The organism is Variovorax gossypii, from assembly GCF_003965815.1.
In the GTDB taxonomy this organism is placed as follows: Bacteria; Pseudomonadota; Gammaproteobacteria; order Burkholderiales; family Burkholderiaceae_C; genus Variovorax; species Variovorax gossypii.
Genome location: NZ_RXOE01000002.1, coordinates 549,209 through 567,653, shown reverse-complemented (window position 1 = coordinate 567,653; position 18,445 = coordinate 549,209). Strand labels below are relative to the sequence as shown.

The following is an 18,445-nucleotide window of genomic DNA, read 5'->3' as shown; positions in this document are numbered from 1 at the left end:
CGGGAGAGGGTTGGGGTGAGGGCAATCGTCGCCGGCTGTGGACGCGCTGCCCCCTCACCCTGGCCCTCTCCCCGAGGGGAGAGGGGAAGGAAGCGGCTTACTTGTAGTAGCCGGCCTTCTTCATCTCGCGCTCTGCAGCGGTCTGCGAAGTCTTCAGCGCCTGGTCGACCGTGACCTTGCCCGACAGCGCCGCGCTCATCTGCTGGCCCACCGCCACGCCGATGGCCTGGAACTCGGGAATGGCCGCGTACTGCACGCCGGCGTACGGCGACTTGGGCAGCGTGCTGTCGGTGAGGTTGGCGCTGTCGATCGCCTTCTTCTCGGCCGCGGCGAACTTGGCGACCTTCTGGAACTCGGGGTTCGCGTAGGTCGACTTGCGCGTGCCGGTCGGCACCGAGGCCCAGCCGGTTTCCTTGGCCACGAGGGCGATGTAGTCCTTGGAGGTGGCCCACTTGATGAACTTCTGCGCCGCCTCGTCCTTGGTCGAGCTGGCCGGAATGGCGAGGTTCCACGACCACAGCCAGTTGGCGCCCTTCGGCGTGACGGCGGTGGGCGCCTGCGCGAAGGCCACCTTGTCGGCCACCTTCGACTGCTTCGGGTCGCTGATGAACGAGGCCGCGATGGTCGCGTCCACCCAGGCCGCGCACTTGCCTTCGTTGAAGAGCGCGAGGTTCTCGTTGAAGCTGTTGGCCGACGCGCCCGGAGGGCCGTCCTTCTTCATCAGGTCGACGTAGAAGCCGATCGCGTCCTTCCAGGCCTTGGTGTCGATCTGCGGCTTCCACTGCATGTCGAACCACTGGCCGCCGTTGGTGTTGACCAGCGTGGTCAGGAAGGCCATGTTGTCGCCCCAGCCCGGCTTGCCGCGCAGGCACATGCCGTACACGCCCGCCTTCGGGTCGTTGGCCTTGTCGGCGAACTCCTTCACCTGCGCCCAGGTGGGCTGTTCGGAGAACTTCACGCCCACCTTGTCGGCCAGGTCCTTGCGGTACATGAGCATGGAGCTCTCGCCGTAGAAGGGCGCGGCGTAGAGCTTGCCTTCGTTCGACAGGCCGTCGCGGATGGCGGGCAGCAGGTCGTCCACGTCGTAGGCGGCGTCGGTGGCGATGGGCTTGAGCCAGCCCTTCTTCGACCAGATCGGCGTCTCGTACAGGCCGATGGTCATCACGTCGAACTGGCCGCCCTTGGTGGCGATGTCGGTGGTCACGCGCTGGCGCAGTGTGCCTTCTTCAAGGGTGACCCACTTGAGCTTGATGTCGGGGTTGGCCTTCTCGAAGAAGGGGGTGAGCTTCTGCATCTCGATCATGTGGCCGTTGTTCACGGTCGCGATCACGAGTTCGGTGGCGGCCTGCGAGACGACGCCCGTACCGATGAGTGCGAGGACGAGGCCCGCTTTCAGAAAACGCTTCATGTTTGTCTCCTAGAGGTGAGCGACGCCCAGGTCCTGTCGGGTCGCCGTGCCGCGAATTCTGGAGAAGCGTGCCTGCGATTTTGGTACTGCCACAGCCACCACCAGTACTTTCATGCACCAGTTGGCTAGTGAATTCCCTAGTTAACGCAATACAGCATGGAAAACAGCAGCACAAAGGCTTCAGGCGCCGCCCAGCAGCTGGCGCCGCAGCTGTGCGGCCGCGGGCGACAGCGCCCGGTCGGTGCGGGTGATGAGGCAGATGGGCGGCACGCGCACCGGCAGCTCGATCGGAACGGCACGCAGCACGCCCAGGCGGGCGTAGTGGTCGGCCTGCGAGGCGGGCATCACGGCCGCCATGTCGGAGCTCTCCAGCAAGGCGGTGATGGCGATGGGCGATGCCGTTTCGATGATGTCCAGCCGCTCGGAGATGCCCGCCTCGCGCATCGCCGCCTCGAAGCGCCCGCGCTGCGGCGAGCCCGGCGGCTGCAGCACCCACGACCAGCCCGCCATCTCGGCCAGCGTGACGGTGGCTCGCTCGAACACCGGGTGGGCGGCGCGCACCACGACCACCTGCAGCTCGCCCAGCAGCGGCACGCTCGCGTACCTCGCCTCGTCATGGCCGTCGGTGAGGCGGCCCAGCACGAAATCGACGTCGCCCTGCTCCAGCTGCGCCTGGATCACGTCGCTGGTCTCGACCACCACCGACACCGCCACCTGCGGATGGCGGCGGTGGTACTCCACGAGTGCCGGTGCCAGCAGCCCCGGCACCGCACCGGGCACGCTGCCCACGCGCAAGGCGCCGCTGAGGCCCGAGCGCAAAGCGAGCATCTCCTCGCGGGCGGTGCCGAAGTCGCTGAGCACGCGGCGGGCATAGCGGATCAGGATCTCGCCGTAGGGCGTGGGCTCCATGCCGCGCGCCAGGCGCTCGAAGAGCTTCTCGCCCAGCGAATCCTCCAGCTGCTGCAGCAGCTTGGTGGCCGCCGGCTGGCTGATGTTCATGGCCTCGGCCGCCCGGCCGAGGTGGCGGTGCGTGTCGAGCCGGGCGAGCAGAAGCAGCTGGCGCGGCCGCACGAGGAGCATCAGCGAGGCATCGGAAGGGCCTTGAGTCATGTACAAAAGTATATGGAGCTCCAGGCTTTTTCGATTGGATCGCACGGGCAAAGCTCCGTACGCTGGGCACCACTACAAGCAGGAGACAAACCCGATGAAGACTTCCTTTCTCGCCCGCGCGGCAGGGCTGGCGGCCGTCGCCGTGCTGGCGGCGACGCCGGCCGGCGCACAGCAGCAGGCCTATCCCGACAAGCCGATGCGCATCATGGTCGGCGCCTCGCCCGGCGGCGGCACCGACATCCTGGCGCGCGTGCTGGCCGACAAGTTCTCGCCCTCGCTCAAGCAGCCCGTGGTGGTCGAGAACCGGCCCGGCGCCTCCAACACCATCGCGGGCGAGCTCACGGCCCGCGCGCCGGCCGACGGCGCCACGCTGCTGCTGGCCACCAACACCGCGCAGGCGGTGGCGCCGCACATCCTCAAGCTCAAGTACGACCCGCTGAAGGACCTGCAGCCCGTGGGCCTGGTGGCCGTGATGCCCAACGTGCTGGTGGTGTCGGCCAGCTCGCCCTACAGGTCGGTGAAGGACCTGGTGGCGGCCATGGCCGCGAAGCCGGGCAGCTTCAAGTACGCCTCTTCCGGCATCGGCAGCACCCAGCACGTGGGCGGCGAGGCCTTCAACCTGGCCACAGGCATGAAGTCGATCCATGTGCCCTACAAGGGCAGCTCGCAGGCGCACGTCGACATCATCGCGGGCGAGGTCGACATGATGTTCGACAGCACCTCCTCGGCCATGGGCCAGATCAAGGCCGGCAAGTTCCGCGCGCTGGCGGTGAGCGCGCCGCAGCGCTCGCCCGAACTGCCCGACGTGCCCACGCTCGCCGAGCAGGGCATCAAGGGCGCCGACGTCTCCACCTGGTACGGCCTCTATGTCACGGCCGGCACGCCGCGCCCCGCGGTCGAGCGGCTGAGCGCCGAGCTCTCGCGCACGCTGAAGCTGGCCGACGTGCAGACGCGCATCAAGGCGCTGGGCGGAGAGCCCGGCGGGCTGACCGGCGAACCCTTCGCGGCCATGAACAAGCAGGAGTTCGACCACTACGGCCAGCTCGTGCGCGACGCCAACATCAAGGCCGAATGAAACGGCCGGACGTCCCTTCTCTTCTCCTCACCAACCGCATCCAACCGGCACCATGTCCACCCCTTCCCCCAAGACCCAGAGCGTGACCTCCGCCAAGCCCCGCATCGCCGTGCTGCTCGGCGACCCGAGCGGCGTCGGCCCCGAGATGGCCGTGAAGCTGCTGGCGCGCCAGCGCAACCTCGACGCCGCGCACGTGCTGCTGATCGCCGACCCGGTGGTGCTCGCGGCCGGCGAACGCGCGGCGGACGCGAAGCTCGATCCACTACGCATCGACAGCCTCGACGCGCTGCGCTTCGAGGACGGCCGCCCCACCTTGCTCGCATGCGACTGGATGACGGGGCAGGAGCCCGTGCCGGGCGAATCGAACGAGCAGTCGGGCCGGGCTTCGTTCGAGGCCCTGGAGCTGGCCACGCAAGCTGTGCTGCAGGGGCAGGCCGACGGAATCCTGTTCGCGCCGCTCAACAAGCACTCGCTGCGCCTGGGCGGACTGGTGCACGAGGACGAGCTGCGCTACATGCAGGAGCGCTTCGCGGTGAAGGGCTTCGTCTGCGAGTTCAATCTCACCGGCTCGCTGTGGACCTCGCGCGTGACCTCGCACATTCCGCTGAAGGACGTGGCGAGCCACATCACGGTGCAGGGTGTGGGCGACGCGGTGAAGATCATCGCCAGTGCCTTGCGCCGCGCGGGCGTCGCGCAACCGCGCATTGCGGTGACGGGGCTCAACCCGCACGCGGGCGACGGCGGCTCCATCGGCATGGAAGAGATCGAGATCATCGCGCCCGCCATCGAGCAGCTGCGCGCCGAGGGCTTCGATGCGCGCGGGCCCTTCTCGCCCGACACGGTGTTCATCGGCGCGCGGCGTGGCGACGTAGACGCGGTGGTCTCGATGTACCACGACCAGGGCCAGATCGCGATGAAGCTCATGGGCTTCGAGCAGGGCGTGACGCTGCACGGCGGCCTGCCGGTGCCGGTGGCCACCTCGGCCAGCGGCAGTGCCTTCGACATCGCGGGCAAGGGCATCGCGAAGATCGAAGGGCTGCAGCAGGCCTTCGACCTGTGCGTGCGCATGGCGGGCGGCGCGCCGGTGCGCGTCGCGGCGCAGGCGACAGCGGAAGCCGCGGCCTGAACCGCATCGGCAGGTGCGTCGGACGCAAAGAAAAAGGGCCGCTTGCGCGGCCCCTTCTTCTTTTCTTCTTCTTTTGAAACTCAGGCGGTCGGCGGCTCGCCGTAGCTGTTCGACTCGGGCTGCGTCGGCTGCACGTAGAAGTAGATCAGCACGAGGTTGACGAGCGGGATGAGCGCCAGCAGCAGGAACCAGCCGCTCTTGCCGATGTCGTGCAGGCGGCGCGCTCCCACGGCCAGCGCGGGCAGCAGCAGGCCAAGGGCCGCGATGCCGTACACAAAGCGATGGATCAGGCTTGCCACGATGAGAATGACCAGCTGCGCAAGCACGAACCACCAGAACTCCGAGCGCGATGCGCGCCCGGTGAAGTCCGTGTACTTGCTCAGGCAGGTCTTGACCGCTGTTTGAAAATCCATTGATCGACTCCTCTTTTGTGATTGGTCCCAGGGAAATTTCCCCGGGCCATCATATCGACGCGTCTTTCAACGGCAAATACGGCCGGAAGCCATAGCCAGGCTTAAAACAAAAGGCTCCGAAACGGCCTTGCGGCCGTCCCCGGATCAGCGCGAGAGCCGCTTCAGCAGGCCCGCGGTCGAGGCATCGAGCCCCGTGATGTCGCCCGATGCGAGGCGCGGTTCGATGTCCTTGGCGAGCACCTTGCCGAGCTCCACGCCCCACTGGTCGAAGCTGTTGATGCCCCACAGCGCGCCGCTGGTGAACACGCGGTGCTCGTACATCGCGAGGAAGGCGCCCAGCGCCTCGGGCGTGAGCTTCTCGAACACGAAGAAGGTGCTCGGCCTGTTGCCCGGGAAGTTCTTGTGGCCGCCCTCGTCGAGCTTGCCCACCATCAGCGCCTGCGCCTGTGCGAGCGCATTGGCCAGCAGCTTGGGGTGGTGGCCCTCGAGGTCGTGCGAGGCATCGCGCACCGCCACGAACTCGAGCGGCGTCACGTCGGTGCCCTGGTGCAGCATTTGGAAGTAGGCGTGCTGGCCGTTGGTGCCCGGCTCGCCCCACAGCACCGGCGAGGTGCCGAAGGCCAGCGGCTTGCCGCTCGCATCGACCTGCTTGCCGTTGCTTTCCATCTCGAGCTGCTGCAGGTAGGCCGGCACGCGCTTCAGCGCGCTGTGGTACGGCGCGATGCTGCGGCTCGTGAACCTGTGGAAGTTGCGATACCAGACGTCGAGCAGGCCCAGGCGCGCCGGCAGGTTGCGCTCCAGCGGCGCGGTGCGGAAGTGCTCGTCCATCGCATGCGCGCCCGCGAGCAGCCGGCGGAAGCCGTCGGCGCCGATGGCCAGCGCGATCGGCAGGCCGATGGCCGACCACAGCGAATAGCGGCCGCCCACCCAGTCCCAGAAGCCGAAGGTGGTGTCGATGCCGAACTTCTTCGCGGCTTCCACATTGGTGGTGAGCGCCGCGAAGTGGCCCGCGATGTCGGTGCCGCCCGACTGCTCGTACCAGCGCTTGGCCGACTGCGCGTTGGTCATCGTCTCGGCCGTGGTGAAGGTCTTGGAGGCGATGAGGAACAGCGTGTGCTCCGGCGCCAGGCCCTGCAGCACGCCGGCCAGCTCGTGGCCGTCGACGTTCGAGACGAAGTGGAAGCGCTTGCCCGGCGCGGCGAACTCGGCCAGCGCCAGCACCGCCATCTGCGGGCCGAGGTCGGAGCCGCCGATGCCGATGTTGACCACGTCGGTGATCGTGTGGTCGGCGCGCACCTTCTCGGCATAGGCCAGCATCGCGTCGAGCGTGGCGTGCACCTCGCGCAGCTCGCTGGCCGTCTTCGGGCCCGTGGGCGCATCGGCCGGGGCGCGCAGCAGCGTATGCAGCACGGCGCGGTCTTCGGTGTTGTTGATGTGCTCGCCGGCGAACATGGCGTCGCGGTGCGCCTCGAGGCCGCATTCGCGGGCCAGCTTGAGGAGCAGCTCCTCGGTGCGCGCGTCGATCAGGCCCTTCGACAGGTCGGCGAACACGAAGGGCGCCTCCTGGCTGAAGCGCTCGAAGCGGCCCGCGTCGTCGACGAAGGCATGGCGCAGGTCGAACTGGCGGCCGGCGGTCTCGAAGGCGGACTGCAGTTGCGCCCAGGCCGGCGCGCGGTCGCAGCGAAGGGTCATGGCCATCTTTACTTGCCGCTTTCCTGCATGAGCTTCTCGAGCTTCACGGCGTCGGCCGCGAAGGCGCGGATACCTTCGGCCAGCTTCTCGGTGGCCATGGCGTCCTCGTTGAGCGCGAAGCGGAAGCCCGCCTCGTCGTAGATCACCTTGGCGATGTCGGCGCCGGCGGCCTTGGCGTCGAGCGCGTGCTGCAGCGGCTCGTTGCTCGCGGCCAGCTCGGCCAGCAGCTCGGGGCTGATGGTCAGCAGGTCGCAGCCGGCCAGGGCCTTGATCTGGCCCACGTTGCGGAAGCTCGCGCCCATGACTTCGGTCTTGATGCCGTGCTGCTTGTAGTACGCGAAGATCTGGCGCACCGACTTCACGCCCGGGTCGTTGGCGCCGGCATTCGCGGCCTCGTCCCAATTGGCGCCGGCCGACTTCTTGTACCAGTCGTAGATGCGGCCGACGAAAGGCGAGATGAGCTGCACGCCCGCCGCGCCGCAGGCCACGGCCTGCGCGAACGAGAACAGCAGCGTCAGGTTGGTACGGATGCCCTTGCGCTCGAGCTGGCGCGCGGCCTCGATGCCTTCCCAGGTGGAGGCCACCTTGATGAGCAGGCGCTTCTCGGTGTCGATGCCTTCGGCCTTGTAGAGCGCCACGATGCGCTCGCCGCGCGCGATGGTCGCCGCGGTGTCGAAGGACAGGCGGGCGTCGACCTCGGTGGAGACGCGGCCCGGAATGATGGAGAGGATTTCGGTGCCGAAGCGCACCAGCAGGCGGTCGATGACCTCGTCGAGCGGCTTGCCTGCGTGCTTCTTCACGGCCTCGTCGAGCAGCGGCCGGTATTCGGGCTTCTGCACGGCCTTGAGGATCAGCGACGGATTGGTGGTCGCGTCCTGCGGCTTGGAAATGCTGAGCTGTTTGAAGTCACCGGTGTCTGCGACGACGGTGGTCCACTGGCGGAGGGCATCGAGTTGGTTCATGAAATCATTATCCTGTGCCGGTTGTGACAAGACCTGCACGCAGTTGCGCGCCGGCCGATGTTTTCATGCGCACCGTAGCACGGGTTTCCACGCGGCTCCATCAGCCTGCGGCCGGTGGGGTTGTCGGATCTTCCCGGCCCGTCTTCCCGGCCCATCTTCCCGCCCCCGTGCCCTACAGCGCCTGTGGTCCGTGGCTTACGGTCGCGCGCACCTGCGCTGGCTAGCCTGAGGCTTACGCCGAATGTCTTCAGCCTCAGGAGTGCCTCCATGACCCAACGCCCGCGCCCCGGCGCCACCGCCGTCCAGCCCTTCGATGACCGCCGTACCAGCAACGCGATAGGCGCGATGGCCACGGCCTTCGTCGTCGGGGGCGTGGCTGCGTGGTTCACGATGGGCGCGGCCCGAAGTGCCGCCCGCGCTCGCCTGAGCAGACCGGCCGGCCCGGCCGACGGCGCACCGCTGATGCGCGCGTCGCTGCAGGTGGTGGCGCCGGTCGACCTGGAGCGGTATGCGGGTCTCTGGCACGAGCAGGCCCGCCTGCCGAACCGTTTCCAGAAGCAGTGCGCCGGCCCTGTGACCGCCGAATACACGCTGCAGCCGGACGGCACCGTGCAGGTGCGCAACCGCTGCGTCAGGGAAGACGGGAATTTCGACGAAGCCGTCGGCACCGCACGCGTGGTGCCCGTGGCGGGCCAGCCCGGCGCGGGCCGGCTGGAGGTGCGATTCGCGCCGGCATGGCTCGGCTGGCTGCCCATGGTCTGGGGCGACTACTGGATCCTGAAGCTCGACCGCGAATACCAGGTGTCGCTGGTCGGCACGCCCGACCGCGAGTACCTCTGGGTGCTGTCGCGCGCCCCGCGCCTGGAAGACGCGCTGCTGCAGGCCGAGCTGGACTACGCCCGCAGCCTGGGGTTCGACACCGGCAAGGTGACGCTGACCGGCAGGTAGCGCTGCAGCTGCGACGGCAGCATGGCCGGCGCGGTGCAGTGGATGGCCTGCCAGCCGAAGGCGCGCGCCGCTTCCACATTGGCGGCGGAATCGTCGATGAACACGGTCTGCGCCGGGTCGAGGCCGTGGCGCATGGCCAGCAGCTCGTAGATCTCCCGCTCGGGCTTGAGGAACTTCACGTCCCCCGAGAACACGCCGCCGTCGAAACGCCGCATGAAGTCGTGCCGCCGTTCGATGGCCCGCGCGTACGGCGAAGGCATGTTCGAAAGGTAGTACAGGCGCAGCGGCTGGCCGGCATCCCGGTGGGCCATGAGTTCGCCGAGCATCTCAACCGTGACGCCGATGGGCTCCAGCCGCTCGCCGAGTCCGTCGAGCATGGCGTACAGCGGCTCGGGCGGCAGCGCCAGCCGGGCCGACATGCGGGCGATGGAGTCGGCCAGCGTGCGGGTGCCGCAGTCGAAGCTGGTCCAGTCGTCGTGATGGAAAAGCGCGCGGCCCATGGCGGCCGCGGCGGCCTCAGTGGGGGCGTGTTGGGCGAGATGGGCCTGTACCAGCCGCGTGGGCTCCCATGCGAACAGCACGGCGCCCAGATCGAAAACCACGTTCATGGCCCCATTGTTTCATGCGCCGGGCACCACGCTCACGCCATGGGCTCCCAGGGACAGGGTGGCCTGCGCGCCGGCCGCCAGCGGGCTGGACAGGTCGGTCGACACCACGAAGACCGGCCCCAGGGTGGTGTCGAAGCCGTATTCGTAGAAGCTGCCGAGGTAGGCCGCCTTGCGCAGCGTGGCCGGCAGGCCGCCCGAGGCGCCGACTGCCCCGCCGGCACCGATCTGCCAGGCTTCGGGCCGCACCGCCACCTTCACCGTGCCGGGCGCCACCGCGTAGCGCGGCTGCAGGCGCAGCGGGCCTAGCGCCACGCTGCCGTCGGCCTCGGCCACCGCCGGGAACACCATCGCCTCGCCCATGAAGCCGGCCACGAACTCGCTCTCGGGCCGGCCGTAGAGCTGCTCGGGCGTGCCGCGCTGGGCGATCACGCCGTGGTCCATCACGATGATCTGGTCGCTCACCGCCAGCGCCTCGCTCTGGTCGTGCGTGACATAGGCCACCGTGAGCTTCAGCCGCTGCTGCAGCGCGCGGATCTCCTCGCGCATCTCGCGGCGCAGCCGGGCGTCAAGGTTCGACAGCGGCTCGTCGAAGAGCAGCACCGCCGGCTCCAGCACCAGCGCGCGCGCCAGCGCCACCCGTTGCTGCTGGCCGCCCGAGAGCTCGCTGGGCAGCCGCTCGTCGAAGCCGACCAGGCCCACGCCTCGCAGCGCCTCGCGCGCCCGCGCCGCGGCCTCGTCCTTCTTCACGCCGCTCATGCGCAGGCCGTAGGCCACGTTCTCGATCACGTTCATGTGCGGGAACAGCGCGTAGCTCTGGAACATCATGCTCACGTTGCGCTCGGCCGGCCCCAGCGTGGTGACGTCGCGCCCGCCCATGAAGATCGAGCCCGAGGTCGGCGACTCCAGCCCCGCGATCATGCGCAGCGTGGTCGTCTTGCCGCAGCCCGAGGGCCCGAGGATGGTGGTGAGCGTGCCCACCGGCACCTCGAAGCTGATGCCCTTGACGGCCAGCGGCGCGTTCTTGTCCGCGCCGTAGCGCTTGGTGACATTGCGGAATTCGATGCCGTTCATGTCAGCCCCTCCATCTTGTGATGTCCCTGGTGTTGTTGTGCGGACCCTCGCCGCCCCAGCTTGCGCTCCCCCACCACCCACTGCACCAGCGCGATGGCCAGCGACATCAGGATCATGAGCACCGTGCAGTAGGCCAGCGCGATGCCGTAGTCGCCGTTGCCCACGCGGCCGATGATGTAGGTGGTGGCGAGCTCGTTCTCGGCCGTGACCAGGAAGATCACCGCGCTCACCGTCGTCATGGCGCGCACGAAGCTGTAGACCAGCGCGGCCACCAGCGCCGGCTTCAAGAGCGGCAGCACCACCTTGAAGAGCGTCTGCGAGGTCGATGCGCGCAGCATCAGCGAGGCCTCGTCGAGCGAGCGGTCGAGCTGCTTGAAGGCCGCGGTGCCGGCTCGCACGCCCACCGGCAGGTTCCGGAACATGAAGCACAGCACGATGATGAGCCCCGTGCCCGTGAGCTCGAGGGGTGGCACGTTGAAGGCCAGGATGTAGCTCACGCCCAGCACGGTGCCCGGAATGGCGAAGGCCAGCAGCGCGCCGAACTCGAAGAGGCCCTGCCCCCTGAACTCGTTGCGCGCCAGCAGCCAGGCGATGAGCAGGCCCAGCGCCGCGGTGATGGGCGCCGAGATGCCCGCCAGCTTGAGCGTGGTGATCAGCGAGTTCCACGCCGTGCCGGCCCACACCAGCCCGAACTGGCCCCACTCCAGCGAGAACGCGGTCTTGAAGTGGTTCAGCGTGAAGGTGTAGTCGCGGCCCCAGGTCTGCACGAAGCCGCCCGCGAAGGCGAACAGGTAGACCACGGCGGTGAACGCGATCCACGGCATCGCGATGCAGTAAATGGTGCGACGCACCCCGTCGGGCAGCGCCATGGGGATGCCGGCGTCGCCCTTGCCGCTGACGGTCGTGTAGTTCTGCTTGCCGAGCAGCCCGCGCTGCAGCGCGAACACGCCGAGCGCGAAGAGCGTGAGCACCCAGGCCAGCGAGGCCGCGCGGCCCCGGTCGTACTGCGCGCCGACGATGGCGAAGAAGATGTCGGTCGACAGCACCGAGAACTGCCCGCCCACCACCACCGGATTGCCGAAGTCGGCGATGCTTTCGATGAAGCCCACCAGGAAGGCGTTGGCCAGCCCGGGCTTCAAGAGCGGCAGCGTGATGGTGAAGAAGGCCCGGCGGCGGTCGGCGCGCAGCATCTGCGCGGCCTCCTCCAGGCTGGGCGCAATGCCCTGCACCACGCCGCGCATGATCATGAAGGCAATGGGCGTGAAGGCGAAGAGCTGCGCCACCAGCACGCCCGGCATGCCGTAGAACCAGCGCGTGGGCTCGATGCCGAAGACGCTCTCCAGCACTTGGTTGACGATGCCGGCGCGGCCGAACAGCAGGATCAGCCCCAGCCCCACCACGAAGGGCGGCGTGATGATCGGCAGCAGCGCCAGCACCCGCAGCGCGCCCTGCCCGCGCTTGCTGCCGCGCTCGGCCATCAGCGCCATCAGCGTACCGAGGAAGGTGGTTCCGGCGGCCGTGAGCAGCGCCAGCACCAGCGTGTTCCACGCCACGCCGCAGCGCACGCCGCCGGACAGGCAGCCCAGGCCCCAGATGCGCTCGGTGAACACGCGGGCGACGAAGGCGCCGATCGACCATTGGCCGTCTTCATTGAAGAACGCGCCCGACAGCGCCTTGCTCACCGGGTAGGCGATGAACAGCGCCATCAGCACGCCGCAGCCGACGACGGCCGCCGCAACGAACAGGTCGCCCTTGAAGAGCCCCAGCCGCGCGATGCCGAAGGCCGCCAGCAGCACCAGCGCCGTGAGCGCCACGAAGCCGCCCGCGCCGATGCCGAACTGGTTGATGGCCAGCTCGCCGAACTGCGTGTTGAGCGCGGCCACGCTCCAGCCGCGCGCGCCGATGGTGAAGCCGGTGGCGGCGAGCCCGAGGGCGCCGATCAGGCCGCCGGCGAGCAGCCAGCGCCCCTGCGCCCTGCCGGCCGGAAGCCACGCCCCCACGGCGCACAGCAGCAGCCCGGCGAGCCCCACGAAGAGCCAGCTGCGGCCCTGAGTAGCTGCCTGCATCAGGCCGTTGGCGCCCTCCGCCTGGCCGAACACCTGCGGAACGGCCTCGTACCAGGTCGAGTCCTGGATCGCATACCAGGGCAGCAGCAGGTAGGCTGCCAGGCCCAGCGCGACCCACGCCCAGACCCAGCGCTGCGAACGCCGGGCCGCCGCCAGCGACGCCGGGTTGACCGGCGCGCCTTCGATGGAACGCGCTTCCACTTATCGGGGCAGCGAATTGACGTCTTTTTCCCAGCGCGCGATCAGGCGGCGGCGCTCGGCGCTGGCGCCGTACTTGGCGTAGTCGTAGTTGATGAACTTGATCTTCTTGAAGTCGGGAATCCGCGGGTCGAGCTTGGCGTTGACGTTGCTCGGCAGCTGGAACTGCTTGTTGGCGGCGCCCAGCTCCTGCGCCCCGGGCGTCAGGGCCCACTCGTAGAACTTCTTGGCGGCGTCGAGGTTGCGCGCGCCCTTGACGATGCTCATGGAGCCGATCTCGGCGCCGGTGCCGTCACTGGGGGTGATGGTCTCGACCGGGAAGCCCTGCATCTTCTCGCCGGGGCCGTCGTGCACGAAGCTGATCGACACGGCCGTCTCGCCGCGCGCCACCGCCTTGATCGGGCCGGTGCCCGAGCGGGTGTACTGGCCCACGTTCTTGTGCAGCGCCTTGAGGTAGTCGAAGGCCTTGTCCTCGCCCATGAGCTGCACCAGCGTGGCGATCATGGTGTAGGCCGTGCCGCTGGAGGCCGGGTTGGCCACCTGGATGTCGCCCTTGTACTCGGGCTTGAGCAGGTCGGCCCAGGTCTTGGGCACGGGCAGCTTCTTCTTGGCCAGCAGCTCGGGGTTGTAGCCGAAGCCCAACGGGCCCGAGTAGATGCCCACCGTCTTGTAGCCCGACTGCTTGGCCTGCTGCTGCGCCCAGGGATGCAGCTGCGACAGCGTGGGCGACTTGTATTCGAGCGTGAGGCCCTGCTCGGCCGCCTGCAGGTGTGGGTCGCCGGTGCCGCCGAACCAGACGTCGGTCTTGGGGTTGTCCTTCTCCGCGATCAGCTGGGCCAGCGCCTCGCCCGAGCCCTTGAGCGCCATGTTGATGCGCACGCCGGTGGTGCGGGCGTAGACGGTCGCGATCACGTTGCACCATTCGGCCTGGACCGAGCAGATCACGTTGACGGTCTGGGCCGAGGCCGCGGCCGACAGGCCCAGCAGTGCCGCTGCGGTAAGAATCTTGCTTTTTTTCATCTGGTCTCTCTTCCTCTGTACTGCTCTCGGCAATAAAAAAAGGCCTCGCGGCCATCGGCCAGCGTAGCTTTAGTACAGGCCCGGCGAATCCGTACAAGTACCATCGTGCCTGGGGCATGTCGCATCCGCGACCAAGGCGGCCCGGCTCGGCATTCAGACAAGGAAGGAAAGTTTTCTCATGAGCTTCGATCTCGTTCTGTTCGGCGGTACTGGCGATCTCGCGTGGCGCAAGCTGATGCCCGCGTTGTTCCAGGCATTCCGGCACGGCAGCCTTCCCCCCGACGGCCGCATCGTCGGCGTGGCGCGGGACGACCTGTCGGACGACCAGTACCGGGAGCTGATCCAGTCGCGCTTCAGCGCGGTCGAAGGCGCCAAGCGCCCCTCGCCGGAGGAGTTCAAGAAGTTCGCCTCCATGCTGCACTACCTGCGCATGGACCTCTCCAAGCCCGACGACTACGCCCGCCTGGCCGGCCTGCTCAACCAGCGCGACGCCAAGACGGTCGTGATGTACGTGGCCACCGCCCCCGCGCTCTTCACCCAGGTGGTCGAGCAGATCGCCGCGGCCGGCCTCAACGGCCCGCGCACCCGCATCGTGCTCGAGAAGCCGCTGGGCCACGACCTGGCCTCCAACCGCGCCATCAACTCCGCCGTGGGCAAGGTGCTCGAGGAGAAGCAGGTCTTCCGCATCGACCACTACCTCGGCAAGCCCTCGGTGCAGAACCTGTTCGCCATGCGCTTCGGCAATGCGCTGTTCGAGCCCATCTGGCGCCGCGAGCACATCTCCAACATCCAGATCACCATCGCCGAAGACCTGGGCGTGGAAAAGCGCGGCGCCTTCTACGACCAGACCGGCGCGCTGCGCGACATGGTGCAGAACCACGCGCTGCAGCTGCTGTGCGCCGTGGCCATGGAGCCGCCCATCAACGCGCACGCCGACGCCATCCGCGACGAGAAGCTCAAGGTGCTGCGGGCGCTGAAGCCCTGGACGCCGGAGAGCCTGGGCCTGCACGCGGTGCGCGGCCAGTACACGGCCGGCACGGCCTACGGCGAACGGGTGCCGGGCTACCGCGACGAGGCGGGCGTGAACCCCGACAGCCGCACCGAGACCTTCGTGGCGCTGCGCACCGAGATCGCCAACTGGCGCTGGGCCGGCGTGCCCTTCTACATCCGCACCGGCAAGCGGCTGGCCTCGCGCGACGCGCGCATCGAGGTCAACTTCCGCCCCACGCCGCACGCCATCTACCGCGCGCCGGCCGGCAACGTCAACAAGCTGGTGATCAACCTGCAGCCCAAGGACGGACTGGAGCTGCACATGCTCGCGCAGGCCCAGGACAACCGCCAGCGCAACGGCCACCAGAGCTCGGCCGCGCAGCTGGCGCCGGTTCAGCTCGACCTCGACTTCGACAAGCGCTTCGGCTCCGAGCGCGTGGGCGCCTACGAGCGCCTGCTGCTCGACGTGATCGACGGCCGCCTCAACCTGTTCGTGCGCAGCGACGAGCAGGAAGAAGCATGGCGCTGGGTCGAGCCGCTGATCGACAACTGGGAATCGGACGGCGGCCCGCGCCCCTATGCGGCCGGCACCTGGGGACCGAGCGCCTCGAGCGCGATGATCGCGCGCGACGGCTTCTCCTGGGGCGAGGAGCAGTAACGCCCGCTCCCGCCTTCGGCGCGCTGCTCAGCCGAACTGCAGGCAACGCATGCTGAGCGTGCCCGACTGGAATCCCTCGTAGACCGTCTTCGCGCGCTCGCTGCTGCCGGCGGCGCCGAGGGCGTAGAGGAAAGGGAAGTAGTGGTCGGGCGTCGCCACCGCGATCGACGCGCCTTCCAGCTTCGCGTAGTCGACCAGTGCGCGGTCGTCGCGGCCCGCAAGAGCCGACTTCACGGCATCGTCGAAGGATTGCGCCCACGGCCGGCTGGCGCTCGGGCCGTCCGGCGTTCCACGGTCGGTGGCGCGCAGGTTGTGCACCACGTTGCCGCTGCCCATCACCAGCACGCCCCTGTCGCGCAGTGCGGCCAGGTCCCGGCCCACCGCATAGTGGAAGGCGGCCGGCTTGTCGTAGTCGATGCTGAGCTGGAACACCGGGATGTCGGCCTTGGGGTAGAGGTGCTTCAGCACCGTCCACGTTCCGTGGTCCAGGCCCCATTGATCGGTGGCGATCACCGGCGCCTGCTTCACCACGCCGACGGTCTCGCGGGCCAGCGTCGGGTGGCCGGGCGCCGGGTATTCGATGTCGAACAGCGCCTGAGGAAAGCCGCCGAAGTCGTGGATCGTCTTCGGGCGCTCCTGGATGCCGACGCCGGTGGCGCCCCGGCTGAGCCAGTGCGCCGACACGCTGAGGATCGCCGACGGCCGTGGCAGCTCCTTGCCCCATGCCGCCAGCCGGCGCGTGAAGGCGTTGTCGGTGATGGCGTTCATCGGCGAGCCATGGCCGATGAAGATCACCGGCATGCGGCGAGTGGCAGCACCGGCGGCCTGCACGCTGCAAGCCAGGGAGGCAAGCACCGCGGTCGCGCCCACGGCTGTTCCCATCAGGAAGCCGCGGCGGCCCAGTTCGGTCGTTGCGAGAGTCGTCGTCAATGGCATGGCGGGACTCTGCAACGGCCTCCGGCGCAAGGCAGTGCCTTTACGCACACTTTTCCGGAGATCGGGCAACGGCTCGGATCAGCGCGCGCTAGATGCGCCCCTCCTCGACCGCGTGGCAGGCCACCTGCACGCCCTTGAGGCTCAGCAGCTTCGGCCGCTCGGAAGAGCAGCGCGCATTCGCGTGCGGGCAGCGCGGGTGAAAGGCGCAGCCCGTGGGCGGATTCAGCGGATTGGGCACCTCGCCCTGCACGGGCGTGCGCGAACGGCCCGTGTGCTTCATCTGCGGAATGGCGTCGAGCAGCATGCGGGTGTACGGATGCTGCGGTTCCGCGAACAGCTTCTGCTTGTCGGCCACCTCGACCAGCCGGCCCAGGTACATCACGCCGACCTGGTCGGCCACGTGGCGCACCACCGCGAGGTTGTGCGAGATGAAAAGGTAGGTCAGGCCCCGCTCGCGCTGCAGGTCCTTCATGATGTTGAGCACCTGCGCCTGCACGCTCACGTCGAGCGCCGAGGTGGGCTCGTCGCACACCAGGAACTCGGGCTGCGTGGCGAGCGCGCGCGCGATGGAGATGCGCTGGCGCTGGCCGCCCGAGAACTGGTGCGGGTACTTGCTCATGTCCAGCGGCGAGAGACCCACCGACTTGAGCAGCTCGCCCACGCGCTCGCGCAGCGCGGCCTTGTCGCTCAGGATGTCGTGCTCGCGCAGCGGCTCGCCGATGATGTCTTCGACGATCCAGCGCGGGTTGAGGCTCGCGTAGGGGTCCTGGAAGATCATCTGGATGCGGCGGCGCAGCTTGCGGCCCTCGGGGGTCTTGAACGCAGCGTGCGCGTCCTGCCCGTCGAAGGTCAGGCCGCCGCGCGTGGGCGCATACAGGCCCACCAGCAGCCGCGCCACCGTGCTCTTGCCGCAGCCCGATTCGCCCACCAGCGCCAGCGTCTTGCCGCGCTCGATTGAGAAGCTCACGCCGTCCACCGCGTGCAGCAGCACGCGCGGCTTGCGCTCGAGCACGCGGTTGAGCCAGGGCGGGGAAACGTCGAAGGTGCGCGCGAGGTCCTGAGCGACGACGAGCGGTTCGCTTGCCACGGCGTTCATCGCGTCACCTCCACGATGGGCTCGGCCGCCTCGGGCGTGGCGCGCTCGCCGGCCGCCAGCGCGTCGTGGTGCTTTGCGGCGATCTCGGCCTGGCCCGCGTGCGGGTCGGCCGCGTCGTGCAGCCAGCAGGCGGCGCGCGTGGCGCCGGCGTGCATGAGTTCGGGCCGCTCGACGAGGCAGCGCGCGAAGGTGCGCGGGCAGCGCGGGTTGTAGGCGCAGCCCGTCGGAATGGCGTTGAGCCGCGGCATCGCACCATCGATCTGGTTGAGCCGCTCGCGGTCGCTGGTCATGTCGGGAATCGAGCCCATCAGGCCCGAGGTGTAGGGGTGCGCGGGCTGGTGGATGACCTCGTGCACCGGGCCGATCTCCGCGATGCGGCCGGCATACATCACGGCCACGCGGTCGCAGGTTTCGGCGATCACGCCCATGTCGTGCGTGATCAGCATCACCGCCGCGCCGCGTTCCTTGCAGACCTGCTTGAGCAGCTGGATGATCTGCGCCTGGATCGACACGTCGAGCGCGGTGGTCGGCTCGTCGGCCACGATGAGCTTTGGCTCGGCCGCGAGCGCCAGCGCGATCACCACGCGCTGCCGCATGCCGCCGGAGAACTGGTGCGGAAAGTGGTCGATACGCTGCTCGGCCGCGGGAATGCCGGTGTCCTGCAGCAGGCCGATGGCCCGCTTGCGCGCCTCGGCCTCGTTCACCGGCAGGTGCGAGCGGATGGTTTCCACCAGTTGCCGGCCCACGGTGTAGAGCGGGTTCAGCGAAGTCAGCGGGTCTTGAAAGATCGCGCCGATCTTGCGCCCGCGGATGGGCCGCATCGCCTCGAAGCCGAGGTTGTCGATGCGCTGGCCCTCCAGCAGGATCTCTCCGCCGGCCACGCGGCCCGGCGGCTCGAGCAGGCCGATGATGGCCGCGCCCGTGAGCGACTTGCCGGCGCCCGATTCGCCCACCACGCCGAGGATCTCGCCCGGCGCGATGTCGAAGGAAATGCGGTCGAGCGCGCGCAGCGTGCCCCGGCGGTTCGGGAATTCGACGACGAGGTCTTTGACCTGGAGCAGCGTCATG

16 protein-coding genes are annotated in these 18,445 nt (G+C 68.8%); 4 read left to right on the top strand and 12 right to left on the bottom strand.

Going from position 1 to position 18,445, the window contains the following annotated elements:
- Positions 1-97: 97 nt before the first annotated feature.
- Positions 98-1,408 carry an ABC transporter substrate-binding protein gene (locus EJP69_RS10300; protein WP_093196568.1) on the bottom strand — a complete coding sequence of 437 codons (1,311 nt, stop codon included), beginning with the start codon at positions 1,406-1,408 and terminating at the stop codon, positions 98-100.
- Between the two features lie 180 nt (positions 1,409-1,588).
- The gene (locus EJP69_RS10295) at positions 1,589-2,518 is read right to left on the bottom strand and encodes a LysR family transcriptional regulator (protein ID WP_176947384.1); all 930 of its coding nucleotides are present in this window, start codon (positions 2,516-2,518) and stop codon (positions 1,589-1,591) included.
- 94 nt (positions 2,519-2,612) lie between these two features.
- Here EJP69_RS10295 and EJP69_RS10290 point away from each other — a divergent pair, with 94 nt between their 5' ends.
- Together EJP69_RS10290 and EJP69_RS10285 are read left to right on the top strand one after the other, a co-directional pair.
- Positions 2,613-3,593, top strand: a complete 981-nt coding sequence (locus EJP69_RS10290) for a Bug family tripartite tricarboxylate transporter substrate binding protein (protein WP_126469873.1) — start codon at positions 2,613-2,615, stop codon at positions 3,591-3,593.
- Positions 3,594-3,645: 52 nt separating this feature from the next.
- A complete protein-coding gene (locus EJP69_RS10285) occupies positions 3,646-4,719 on the top strand; it encodes a 4-hydroxythreonine-4-phosphate dehydrogenase PdxA (RefSeq protein ID WP_126469871.1) in 1,074 nt (357 codons plus the stop codon).
- A gap of 80 nt (positions 4,720-4,799) precedes the next feature.
- On the opposite strand, the gene EJP69_RS10280 is transcribed toward EJP69_RS10285, so the two are convergent.
- The 3 genes from EJP69_RS10280 to tal all read right to left on the bottom strand — a co-directional run bounded on the left by EJP69_RS10280 (position 4,800) and on the right by tal (position 7,786).
- Positions 4,800-5,132 (bottom strand): DUF805 domain-containing protein, encoded by a 333-nt coding sequence (locus EJP69_RS10280; RefSeq protein WP_093196574.1) that lies wholly within the window; start codon positions 5,130-5,132, stop codon positions 4,800-4,802.
- Between the two features lie 144 nt (positions 5,133-5,276).
- Positions 5,277-6,830, bottom strand: a complete 1,554-nt coding sequence (pgi, locus tag EJP69_RS10275; RefSeq protein ID WP_126469869.1) for a glucose-6-phosphate isomerase — start codon at positions 6,828-6,830, stop codon at positions 5,277-5,279.
- Positions 6,831-6,832: 2 nt separating this feature from the next.
- Positions 6,833-7,786 carry a transaldolase gene (gene tal, locus EJP69_RS10270; protein ID WP_126469868.1) on the bottom strand — a complete coding sequence of 318 codons (954 nt, stop codon included), beginning with the start codon at positions 7,784-7,786 and terminating at the stop codon, positions 6,833-6,835.
- Positions 7,787-8,053: 267 nt separating this feature from the next.
- On the opposite strand from tal, the gene EJP69_RS10265 reads away from it, so the two are divergent.
- On the top strand, positions 8,054-8,734 hold the full coding sequence (locus tag EJP69_RS10265) for a lipocalin family protein (RefSeq protein WP_126469866.1): 681 nt from the start codon (positions 8,054-8,056) through the stop codon (positions 8,732-8,734).
- Here the strand turns inward: EJP69_RS10265 and EJP69_RS10260 are convergent.
- The 4 genes from EJP69_RS10260 to EJP69_RS10245 are packed head-to-tail and all read right to left on the bottom strand — an operon-like array spanning position 8,680 to position 13,697.
- Entirely contained in the window at positions 8,680-9,342 is a 663-nt protein-coding gene (locus tag EJP69_RS10260) for an HAD family hydrolase (protein WP_126469864.1), read from the bottom strand. The two genes, EJP69_RS10265 and EJP69_RS10260, sit on opposite strands and share 55 nt — an antisense overlap.
- A gap of 12 nt (positions 9,343-9,354) precedes the next feature.
- Positions 9,355-10,413, bottom strand: coding sequence for an ABC transporter ATP-binding protein (locus EJP69_RS10255; protein WP_126469862.1), 1,059 nt, complete (start codon positions 10,411-10,413; stop codon positions 9,355-9,357).
- The gene (locus EJP69_RS10250) at positions 10,410-12,680 is read right to left on the bottom strand and encodes an ABC transporter permease (RefSeq protein WP_126469860.1); all 2,271 of its coding nucleotides are present in this window, start codon (positions 12,678-12,680) and stop codon (positions 10,410-10,412) included. The genes EJP69_RS10255 and EJP69_RS10250 overlap by 4 nt, the downstream gene beginning before the upstream one ends.
- Positions 12,681-13,697: an ABC transporter substrate-binding protein gene (locus EJP69_RS10245; RefSeq protein ID WP_125948566.1), complete on the bottom strand. Its 1,017-nt coding sequence runs from the start codon at positions 13,695-13,697 to the stop codon at positions 12,681-12,683.
- 178 nt (positions 13,698-13,875) lie between these two features.
- Between EJP69_RS10245 and zwf the strand changes: the two genes are divergently transcribed.
- Complete coding sequence (zwf, locus tag EJP69_RS10240; RefSeq protein WP_126469858.1) at positions 13,876-15,345, top strand: glucose-6-phosphate dehydrogenase; 1,470 nt, start codon at positions 13,876-13,878, stop codon at positions 15,343-15,345.
- Positions 15,346-15,372: 27 nt separating this feature from the next.
- Here the strand turns inward: zwf and ygiD are convergent, their stop codons facing one another.
- The 3 genes from ygiD to EJP69_RS10225 all read right to left on the bottom strand — a co-directional run bounded on the left by ygiD (position 15,373) and on the right by EJP69_RS10225 (position 18,444).
- On the bottom strand, positions 15,373-16,281 hold the full coding sequence (ygiD, locus tag EJP69_RS10235) for a 4,5-DOPA-extradiol-dioxygenase (RefSeq protein ID WP_126469856.1): 909 nt from the start codon (positions 16,279-16,281) through the stop codon (positions 15,373-15,375).
- Between the two features lie 88 nt (positions 16,282-16,369).
- Entirely contained in the window at positions 16,370-17,377 is a 1,008-nt protein-coding gene (locus EJP69_RS10230; protein WP_093299785.1) for an ABC transporter ATP-binding protein, read from the bottom strand.
- A complete protein-coding gene (locus tag EJP69_RS10225; protein ID WP_126469854.1) occupies positions 17,374-18,444 on the bottom strand; it encodes an ABC transporter ATP-binding protein in 1,071 nt (356 codons plus the stop codon). Before EJP69_RS10225 ends, EJP69_RS10230 begins: the two co-directional genes overlap by 4 nt.
- Position 18,445: the final 1 nt, after the last annotated feature.